Annotated in this window: 7 protein-coding genes; all 7 read right to left on the reverse strand. The window is 35.7% G+C overall.

Annotation, left to right across the window (positions count from 1 at the left end):
• Positions 1–14: 14 nt before the first annotated feature.
• The 7 genes from MKY13_RS10745 to MKY13_RS10775 all read right to left on the reverse strand — a co-directional run bounded on the left by MKY13_RS10745 (position 15) and on the right by MKY13_RS10775 (position 9964).
• A complete protein-coding gene (locus MKY13_RS10745; RefSeq protein WP_339212574.1) occupies positions 15–1634 on the reverse strand; it encodes a long-chain fatty acid--CoA ligase in 1620 nt (539 codons plus the stop codon).
• A complete protein-coding gene (locus tag MKY13_RS10750) occupies positions 1631–2401 on the reverse strand; it encodes an SDR family oxidoreductase (RefSeq protein WP_339212575.1) in 771 nt (256 codons plus the stop codon). The genes MKY13_RS10745 and MKY13_RS10750 overlap by 4 nt, the downstream gene beginning before the upstream one ends.
• A 75-nt stretch (positions 2402–2476) precedes the next feature.
• Complete coding sequence (locus MKY13_RS10755) at positions 2477–3451, reverse strand: NADPH:quinone oxidoreductase family protein (protein WP_339216909.1); 975 nt, start codon at positions 3449–3451, stop codon at positions 2477–2479.
• 50 nt (positions 3452–3501) lie between these two features.
• Positions 3502–4068 (reverse strand): TetR/AcrR family transcriptional regulator, encoded by a 567-nt coding sequence (locus MKY13_RS10760; RefSeq protein WP_191701514.1) that lies wholly within the window; start codon positions 4066–4068, stop codon positions 3502–3504.
• 377 nt (positions 4069–4445) lie between these two features.
• Positions 4446–5531 carry a hypothetical protein gene (locus tag MKY13_RS10765; RefSeq protein ID WP_339212578.1) on the reverse strand — a complete coding sequence of 362 codons (1086 nt, stop codon included), beginning with the start codon at positions 5529–5531 and terminating at the stop codon, positions 4446–4448.
• A 219-nt stretch (positions 5532–5750) separates the two neighbouring features.
• Positions 5751–7106 carry a hypothetical protein gene (locus tag MKY13_RS10770; RefSeq protein WP_339212581.1) on the reverse strand — a complete coding sequence of 452 codons (1356 nt, stop codon included), beginning with the start codon at positions 7104–7106 and terminating at the stop codon, positions 5751–5753.
• 11 nt (positions 7107–7117) lie between these two features.
• Complete coding sequence (locus tag MKY13_RS10775; RefSeq protein ID WP_339212583.1) at positions 7118–9964, reverse strand: hypothetical protein; 2847 nt, start codon at positions 9962–9964, stop codon at positions 7118–7120.
• Positions 9965–9983 lie beyond the last annotated feature (19 nt).

Here is a 9983-nt window from a genome sequence, read left to right on the forward strand (position 1 = left end):
CCATTAGATTTATATTAAACATGATCACTTTGAGCATTGAATTGCGTTATTAAATTTCTTTTCAGTATTTTGCCAACAGCCGTTTTCGGTAACTCTTTAACGAATTGAATTTCTCTAGGAACCTTATATGCAGACAATTGAGTACGACAGAAATCAATGAGTTGGTCAGACGTTACATCCTGGCCTTCCTTCAGTACTACAATTGCTTTAATTGTCTCGCCGCGATATTCATGTGGAATACCTATAACCGCGACTTCAAGTACGGCTGGATGCTTATAAAGAATATTTTCAACCTCGATCGGATAAACGTTATACCCGCTCGCGATAATCATTTCTTTTTTACGTCCAACAATAAAGAAGAAGCCGTCCTCATCCATTTTTGCTAAATCCCCTGTATATAGCCAACCATTCCGTACCGCGATATTTGTTTCTTCAGGTCTGTTCCAGTAACCTTTCATCACCTGAGGACCCCTAATTACTAATTCTCCCACCTCTCCAACGGCAAGGGTTTGTTCTCCAGTTGCAATATCTACTATTCTCGCATCCGTGTTTGGTATCGGAATGCCAATACTCCCCTTTTTTTGCAATCCATCAACAGGATTCCGGTGCGTAACAGGTGAAGCTTCAGATAGCCCATAACCTTCAGCAACTGAAGTACCGCTTATCTCGTTGAATTGATTAATAATCTCTATTGGTAAAGGTGCCGATCCACTCGAACATATATTAAAACAGCTCAGATCAAATTTTCTGACATTGTAATAATTTACGAGTGCAATGTACATCGTTGGAACGCCCGGAAATGAGGTTGGCTTCGTTTTTTCAATGATGTCAATGACTTGCTCCACATCAAATTTAGGCACCAAAATCAAATTGCTGCCGAGATAGAACGTGACAGACATAGCACTCGTCATTCCATATACATGAAACAATGGCGATATAGTTAAAACACGCTCTTCCCCTTTTTTCACCTTAACATTAGAAGTCGCTTCACTTTGAAGTGTGTTAGCAACGATATTAAAGTGGGTTAGCATTGCCCCTTTTGGTGTTCCGGTAGTTCCTCCCGTATATTGCAAAACTGCAACATCTTCAACTGGATTAATTTCTACCGTTTGTAATTCGCCCTCATCTTCTATTAATAATTCATCTGGCAAGTAAGCGCTTTCTACAGAAACCGGGTAAACTTCTTGAATCGGTGTTTGCGCTCTAATTGCCTCTATTAAAGGTAGTAATTGATCCATTACAATGATTGCCTTTGCCCCAGAATCATTTAAAATATGGATTAATTCTGAAGCTTGATACATTGGATTTACTTGAACTACAATTCCACCACATGCTAGTATGCTGTAAAAACTTACAGGGTATTGAGGACAATTCGGAAGCATAATTGCAACCCGATCCCCTTTGCCAACACCACTTTTTGATAGACCTTTCGCAGCCTTTTTAATGTTATCGCTCAGTTCCTGATACGAGAAAGTTTTTCCATAAAACGTTATAGAAGTATGGTTTGAATAGGTTGCTACCGATTCATCTAGCAGCTGCGGAAGCGAAATAATCGGAATTTCAATTTCTTTCGGATTTCCGGGTACAACATGCTCTAACCAAGGTCTCTCCACATTTGTTTTGCTTTGCGTCATAATGATCCACCCCCATCAATAGCTATTACTTGCCCTGTAATATAATCACTTGCTCTTCCCGCGAACAATATTGCTGTAGCCTTTAACGAATTCGTATCTCCCAGTTTATTCATTGGGTTTTTTTCCTTAATACGATCGCCGCTTCGTTCAAGAATATGTTTGGTCATCGTCGTTTCGAAAAATCCAGGCGCAATGGCATTGACAGTCACACCATACTCCGCCCATTTACGTGCTAAATCCTTTGTAAAATGATGTATTGCAGCTTTACTTGTGCTGTAACCAATGGCATTTAACACTTCAGCAGGCTCCGCTTTTAAACCTGCCACAGAGCCAATATTAATGATCTTCCCGTATCCTTTTTCAATCATGTGATTGCCGACTGCTTTCGACATAAGGAAGGTGCCGGTAACATTGACGTTTAACACTTTTTGCCATGCTTCAAGGGGCATCTTCTCAGCCTTTTCTCCCCAAGTAGCCCCGCTATTATTTACTAAAATATCAATTTGACCAAAATCCGATAAAACTTCATTTACAGTACTAATGACGTTTTCTTCGTTACCTACATCACATACATAAGCTCTTGCTTGCACCGAATACTTATTTTGGATATAGTCTACGGTGTCTTGGCAATTGCTTAATTTACGGGAACAAATCGCAATATTGGCACCATGCTCTGCAAATGCTTCTGCGATATCCCTCCCTAATCCTCTTCCTCCACCTGTAATAAGAGCTGTACGTCCACTTAAGTCAAACAAAGATTGATCCATATATTCGCTCCCATCTCATAAAAATGAGTAAATACTAATCGGTTAGTATGTCGTGCGTAAATAAAAACAATTTTTTTAGGGTGTAAGAATTAACTTTCCAACTGTTTTTCTTCCTTGAAGTAATTGGTGAACTAATGAAGCCTCTTCTAATCGATAAATACCGCCGATTGTTAATTTAAGCTTTCCGCTATCAACGAAATTCAATAATTCTGTAAAGCTACGTTGGTATAACTCTGGTTGACTCATGATTTGTGGGAGGAAGAAACCAATAACAGAATGGTTACGACGCATAAGCTGGGCTGCATCAAGTGTTGACATTTCACCACTCGCTCTTCCAAATATCACTAAACGTCCGAATGGTGCCAGGCATTTAAATGTCTTTTCAAAAATATCTCCGCCCACCATTTCAAGAGCGATATCGACACCTTTTCCTCCAGTAAATTCACGTACCTTTTCTTCCCATCCCGGTTCCGTATAATTGACAAGGTAATCTGCACCTAGATTCTTTGCATGTAAAAGTTTTTCCTCAGTACTAGCTGTTGCAATAACTTTGCCCGCGCCAAATAATTTTGCTAACTGTACCGCAAGTGCGCCTACACCGCCCGCAGCTGCATGGACAAGAACAGTTTCACCTTTTTCTAGACGTCCCATTGTCTTTAAAATGTGGTACGCTGTTTGACCTTGTAAAGGTAGGGCTACAGCATCCGAATATTCAACACCATTTGGTATTTCTGTAAGGACCCTTTCATGAACGCTAACAAATTGTGCGTAAGCCCCTGACTCTATAAGTGACACAACACGCATACCAGGCTTTAATCTTTTTACATCTTTCCCAACCGCAACTACTTCACCTGCTACCTCTGCACCTGGTATAAATGGCAGTTTTGTTGGAACAACATACTTCCCTTCTCTTCTAGCAGTATCTGCATAATTTACTCCAATAGCTTTTACTTCTACTAAAACCTCTTGATCACCAATTACAGGCCTTTCAATATCTATGAAATTTAAAACATCAGGCCCTCCATATTCAGTGAATTGAATCGCTTTCATTGTTTTGGCATGAACTGTTGACATATAATACCTCCGATTTAAATACTTTATTACTTTTGTAAACTTATTCCGTACAACACAAAGTCCACATATTTCTCAGCTAACTCTTCAACCGACACTTCTCCCTCGGGATTAAACCAGTTATAACTCCAATTCGTAACTCCTAAAATGGCCAAGGCAATCATTTTAGGATCGATACTTTCTCGAAACTCACCCGATTTAATTCCTTCACTTAATACATCTACAATATTCAGGCGAAACTCTTCTCTTTTTTTCTTAACTTTTTTGGCATTCTCTGGTGTTAAATTCCGCATTTCTCGGAAATAAACGCGACCATTCGCCCTTTGATTTTTAATATCTAAAATAACAAGTGATACAATGCCAATAATCTTTTCGCGACAATTTTTCGTGCTGTCAATGATTACTTTTTGTCGAGTTAATAAGTCATCAATATACCTTAGGTGAATCTCCATCAGCAGAATTTCTTTACTCGTAAAATAATAATAAAAAGTACCTTTCGTAACGCCTAGTGCATCTACAATGTCTTGTATAGATGTTTCGCTAAATCCTTTTTCCTGAAAAAGCTTAATGCTTTGTTTTGTTATTTTTTCTTTCAACTTAACAACAAACCCTTTCTCTCTATTTACGTTACTTAAGTTCCAAGGTACTCTCTTCTTTCACCCAATTCTTCTAATACTGACCGCTCAGTATCTTCCGGATAATTAGTTATATGATTTAAAAGTTAGAATTATTAATATTAATTTTTAATATTTTAAAAAAAATGAGGAATATTACAATGAGTGATATACAGGAAGAGATTAGATGGGGGGAACTACCGAAAGTAAAAAATCTTGCTTCACAAAAGATGAGATCAGCAACTTTATATTTGGAAAGGCCTTAATATAATGTAAACTCCCCAAAAACTATAAAAAGACATTCATATTTTTCATGATTAATATGTAATGTCCTTTTTAATATGGGTTCTTATAAATAACTAATGTTTATGAAAGATTTTTTGAAGGTATTTCAAATCCATTTCATATGCGTTTATCGAATTACTAAAATCTCCTCTTACCCCGTCTTTCTTATAGGCATTCTTCAGTAACCATTGAATATGAGATTGTATTTTTGATAGTGGAATATGTTTCATCGCTTTATGTAATGCAATTCTTCTTTCTTCAATTGTTTTGTTTTTGTTTACTTCATATCCATGTTTTCTTAATTCACTAAACTTCATCCATTCCTTAGTATCAATTTTACTATTTGAAATTGATTGCTCCGTTTGCCTTGTGTCAATTGTATAAGTAGTTTTTTGATTGGAATTTAAGCCATGTTTTTTTGCATTCCAGTATTCTTTAAGTGCAGCTATACTTCTTTCCATTTGTATATGGTTAGTCTGTTTTACAAACGTATCCCAAATCGGTAAATTTCCTTCATAAATCCAATTATTAATAAAATCCCAATGGCCATATAAATAATCCAAGTATTTATGTAATAATTTAGGATGATTAATACTAATAATGTCAAACATCCTTATAAACCAATAATCATTTCGTGTATCAAATATAATATCTGTGAATTTATATATATTCTGTTCCAAAATTTCTAGAATGACAGAAGGAAATTCTTCAGTTGGTTGATAAGATAATATTTCAAAAAGTATTTTCAAACGAATTTCTGTTGAGTTTCTCTTTAAATCTATCTCTTTACTAAGCTCAATTAAAATATTTCTGTATTCATCTATAACTTCTTGCTTTCCTTTTATAGCATTGTCTAAATTTCTCTCAGCTAAATAAAAATGACAGTAAAATTCTGCTAAATCCTCTCTATTTGTTTTTAATAAAAATGTTATTACTCTTATTAGTTCTAGATAATCTAATTTAGGACAACACATCTCAATAAAAACCTCATATTGTCCAATTACATCCTCGGCCATATTTGGTATAAGTTTATTAAGAATAAACTCAACTTCTGTATTACTGACGGTATTGTTTATTCTTACTTTATATTTTTTTATTACTTGCTTTAATTTTCTATTTTCTTCTTCTAACCTTTTAAATTCTTCTAGAGAAATGTTCATTGTATCACCAAACCTTAAATATAATTGGTTAAAATTCCTTATTCTATTTTATCATCAACTTCTATTTGTTAAATATGTATTATTTTACGCATTTCAAGTACATAAAAAAAGCTACAGCCTTTATATTTCAGACAGCAGCTTCAACAAATTTGTATTAGATTGATTTTTATTTTTACTGTTCGCGGGTTAGCCTATAACTGTATTCATCTCCTTTTCTATTTAAGATAATTGGAATTTAAATGAATATTCATGTTGTAATACATCTCTTGATAGCTGCTTTAATACGGTGTTAAAATCCGTTACATTTTGTTGCTGTAAATATTGCTCGAGTGCTTGTAATTGTTCGGCATCCGTTTTGACTGTCACTATTGGTACACTTGGTATTTTTTCCGCTAACTGTTCAAAATCAGGCTGCTTTAGTTCAGCGCTTGGCCCTTGTTGTAACAGTTCAAGCTGTTGCTTTAATTGCTCAATTTCGAGTGCTTGCTGTTCGTTCACCTTTTCAGCATATTGCTTTTGCATTTTTAATAAATCCACATCTGCCAATGCCAGTTCATTTTGTGTCTCTATATGCTGTAATTTTTCTAGTATTACCTGCTTTTCTTCTTGTTCAAATTGTAGCTCACCTTTTAACTGTGCAAGTGCTTCGTCAAACTGTAATTGTTGCCCCGTACTTTGTTCTAAAATGTGTATGTATTGCTGTTCAAACAATTGTTTTTGCTGTGTCATATACTCGAGTTGTTTCAGCTGTTGTTCATTTTCTTCTAAGATTTGCTCGTACTGTGCAGTTCCTTGCTCTATTTGTTGTAACGTTTTCTCATAATCTTTTTGTAATGTTACAAAAAGCTGTTGGAGTTGCTCGTATGCATCCTGCTGCTGTTGATGAGTTTGCTCAGCGTCTTTTAAGTTTGTAGTTAATGCTTCAATACTAGATTGAAGTTCATTCATTTCTTCTAAATATGCTTGATTTTCCCCATTCAAAAGTGCTGTTTGTTTCTCAAAGTGTTCCATTTGCTGTTTATTCGTATCTAGTTGTTGCTGAAGCTGTGAAGCAAATATTTGCTGCTCTGTTAACAGTGTGGAAATTTGATCGGCTGATTGCCGTTCCTTAGTAAGCTGTGCTTCAAGCGTTGTACATTGTTCTTGCGATTTTTCAATTATCGTTTCATTAACGCTTACTTGCTGCTTAAGTTGAATGACACGCTGCTCTGCTTCTGCTTGTTGTTCCTTCAGCTGCTGTTGCTCTACTTGTAACTTTTCATTTGTTACATTGACGGAGCGTAATGCATTGCGCAATTCACTAACTTTTTGCTCATTCGTCTTGTGTAACTGTTGGAAATGGAGCAGTTCTGTTTTCACTTGCTTTAGCTCATTCTGAATCGTTTCTAACTGCACCGCTGCCTGGGAATTTTGCTGTATCTGATCCTTTTCGGTTTTTATTTTTAAATAATTTCGATTTAATAAATCGAGCGCCATTTGTAACTGTGAGGAAAGCTTAGATTGCTTTTCAAGCAGTAGTTTTTGTTGATCATAATCGGCCTTAAGCTTCGCATAATCCATCATTGGTCCATTCATAAAAAACCTCCTTATGACAATACATATAAATTATGGAGCGCTCGACTAGCCGCAACATATTTTAATTTCGTATCGTATGCATCATCTGCTCTAAAACGTGTGCCGCGGAAAATGATAACTGTATCAAATTCAAGCCCTTTTGCTAATACGGGCGTTGTAATGATAACTTGAGAAGTTGCCTGCTCTGTTCCGATTTGTAGATGAATAGCATCGTTTTGTAGCCGCTCATGCAAAACCCTTGCTTCGCGTATAGTCTTTGTAATAATGGCAATTTTACTGGCTTTTGGCTGCGCACCAATGCAATCTTCTACTAATTTTGCAATACCTGGATAAATCATTTCCCCCGTTTTCACAATCATTTGTACTTTGTCACCATTTCTAAAAGTTAAAACAGGTAAATTGTATTTACCTTCGCTAAAAGGGCGAATAATGTCATTGCAGTACGTAACTATTTGATTTGTAGAACGATATGTTGCCTTTAATTCATAATAGCTAAACGGTCCAATCGCTTGTTCAAAGCCTGACCAACTATGTAAATAATTGCTTGGCGTTAAATTTTGTCCTAAGTCTCCCATGAGCATAATTTGCTCAGTTAATGCTTTAAATACATACATTTCAAATACTGTATAATCTTGCGCTTCGTCAACAATTAAATATTGAAAAGGCTTTTTATCGCTTACTGTTATCCACTGGTAAATAATGAATAGCGGTGCTAAATCATGTTTTTCAATATGTTTATACTTGGCAAGCAAATCATGGTAATTCACTTGCAGCTGAGCGTTATAGCCAAATTCATCCTGAATAATTTGCATATAAATATCATCTACACAAATATTATAATAGCGCTCAATTTGCGCAAACACGTCATCAAAATGTAATGATTCAGTTGGACGGATTGCTTGATCTACCTTGAGTTCAGAAAGCAAAATATGTTGTCTTTCATAATTACGAGCGATTGCATCCGTATATTGCTGAGCAATTTGCTGCTTCAAACTAGCTTCCATGAATGACGTTAATTCTTTACGATAAGTTGTTTTTTCCATTAGCCAAAGTTGATCAATATCTTGCATATACATGGATTGTACATCTATTAGATATGCTTGTATTTCATCAAATGTAACAAATTGTTTGGCGTTAAATAATGTGCTGATTTGTGCCCATTTAAATTGCTTTTCAAACAGCTCATTATATAGAATTGCCTGTTCAGTGAGTTTTGTAGCTGTTTCTTCACGTACTACAAATAATGCTGTTAGTACTTCGATATCATGTGCACGCTTTTGTTCAATCACTATTTGCAACTGTTTTTTTGCATCTTTCAAATCAAATTCTAAAGAGGCTACTTTTTCAGCTGCCGCCTTTTTTAGGAGCATTCTACGTTTTTCTTCATCCTTTTTCAACATCGCTTTTTTATATTCGTCACTATCTGAAATAGGACTATAATCATTATCTTTTAATAAGTTCATCTGTTTTTCAATTGCCATTACCTTTGCACAATGCTGTTCAATTACATCATTTGTAAATAGTAAGTGCTTCTGTTGCTGCAAATCTTTTAAAAAATACGCAACTTCACCTATAATGATATTTTCCGTTTCATCAAAAATGGCCGCTGCTTCCTTCGCCTTAGTAAGAATTTCTTGCTGTACGTATTGCTTTAGCGCTTCCTTACTACTACCGAAATGCGGCTGTTGATGTACAAAATGAGCAATTTCTATCGCACTCACACTATATTTTCCTACATGTATGGTATGCAAAAATGGCGCTAAATTACTTGTAATATATTTTGTGTATTGTTCAATATAATACTTGAATTCAAATGAGCCTTTTAATCGACGCATCGCCGTATAATGCTCAAATTCCTTTAACGCTTGCGCCTTTCCTTCGTTTGCACTTAAATCATTTACTTCCGAAAAAATCATGCGATCGATTTCTTCAACTGGACGACGTAATAGCATGGTTTTTTCCAAATAAATCTTTAATGTCGTTTGTACAATCTCTTTTTCACCAAGCTCTGGCAATACATTTTTAACGTGCTTTAAAAAGAGTGAATTCGGACCAAAAACCGCTAATTTATTTGCCTGTAGATGCTGATGCTCATACAATAAATAGCTTAAACGATGCAGGGCGACAACGGATTTCCCACTCCCTGCAGAACCCTGTACAACAATGGCATTTTCGAGTGGCAAGCTAACAAGTTCGTATTGCTCCGCCTGTAATGTTTCCACTAACGACTTCATTTCTGCGCCGCGCTTTTCTGCTAAGTTCTTCACAAGCAATTCATCAATAGCTAGTTTTTCTGTTTGAATTGGATGCAGTTCTTTTAATTGGCCGTCCTCAATATCAATATTGCGGTAGCGCTCAAGCTCTGCATCGTAACCGTCAATCCGATACAGCTTACCAAATTGTTTTTCATAATAAAGCTTTGCGATTGGGTTACGCCATGAAATCGTTGCCGTTGAGATATCCTCATTTCCAATGTAAATTGTTTCACCTAAACGCGCATTATTTTTCACAAAATCGATGCGTGCAAAATACGGGTTATCAATTAATTTTGCAACTTCCTTAATACGGCTATCGCCCATATGTAAAGCTAAATCATCTTCCTCGTAATAGCGTCGGATTCTTTTGCCACCATCCGCATTTTCAATTGCAATTGTTAAATTTGTTTTTAAACCGTCTACTGTTTTTTTTACACGTTCACGTTCATATTTATATGTAGCGGGTAAATAATTAGCTTTGCATTTTTTATCAAGCTCTATTCGAATTTGTTCTTCTAAGCCATCTACCGCTTCTTCTAACAACTCATCTTGGTAATCATTATGTTCTTCTATCATTAACTGCATTTGCTGTTTTTGTTCCACACGATCACTTCCTATATTT

Source organism: Solibacillus sp. FSL W8-0372 (genome assembly GCF_037969735.1).
Taxonomy (GTDB): Bacteria; Bacillota; Bacilli; order Bacillales_A; family Planococcaceae; genus Solibacillus; species Solibacillus faecavium.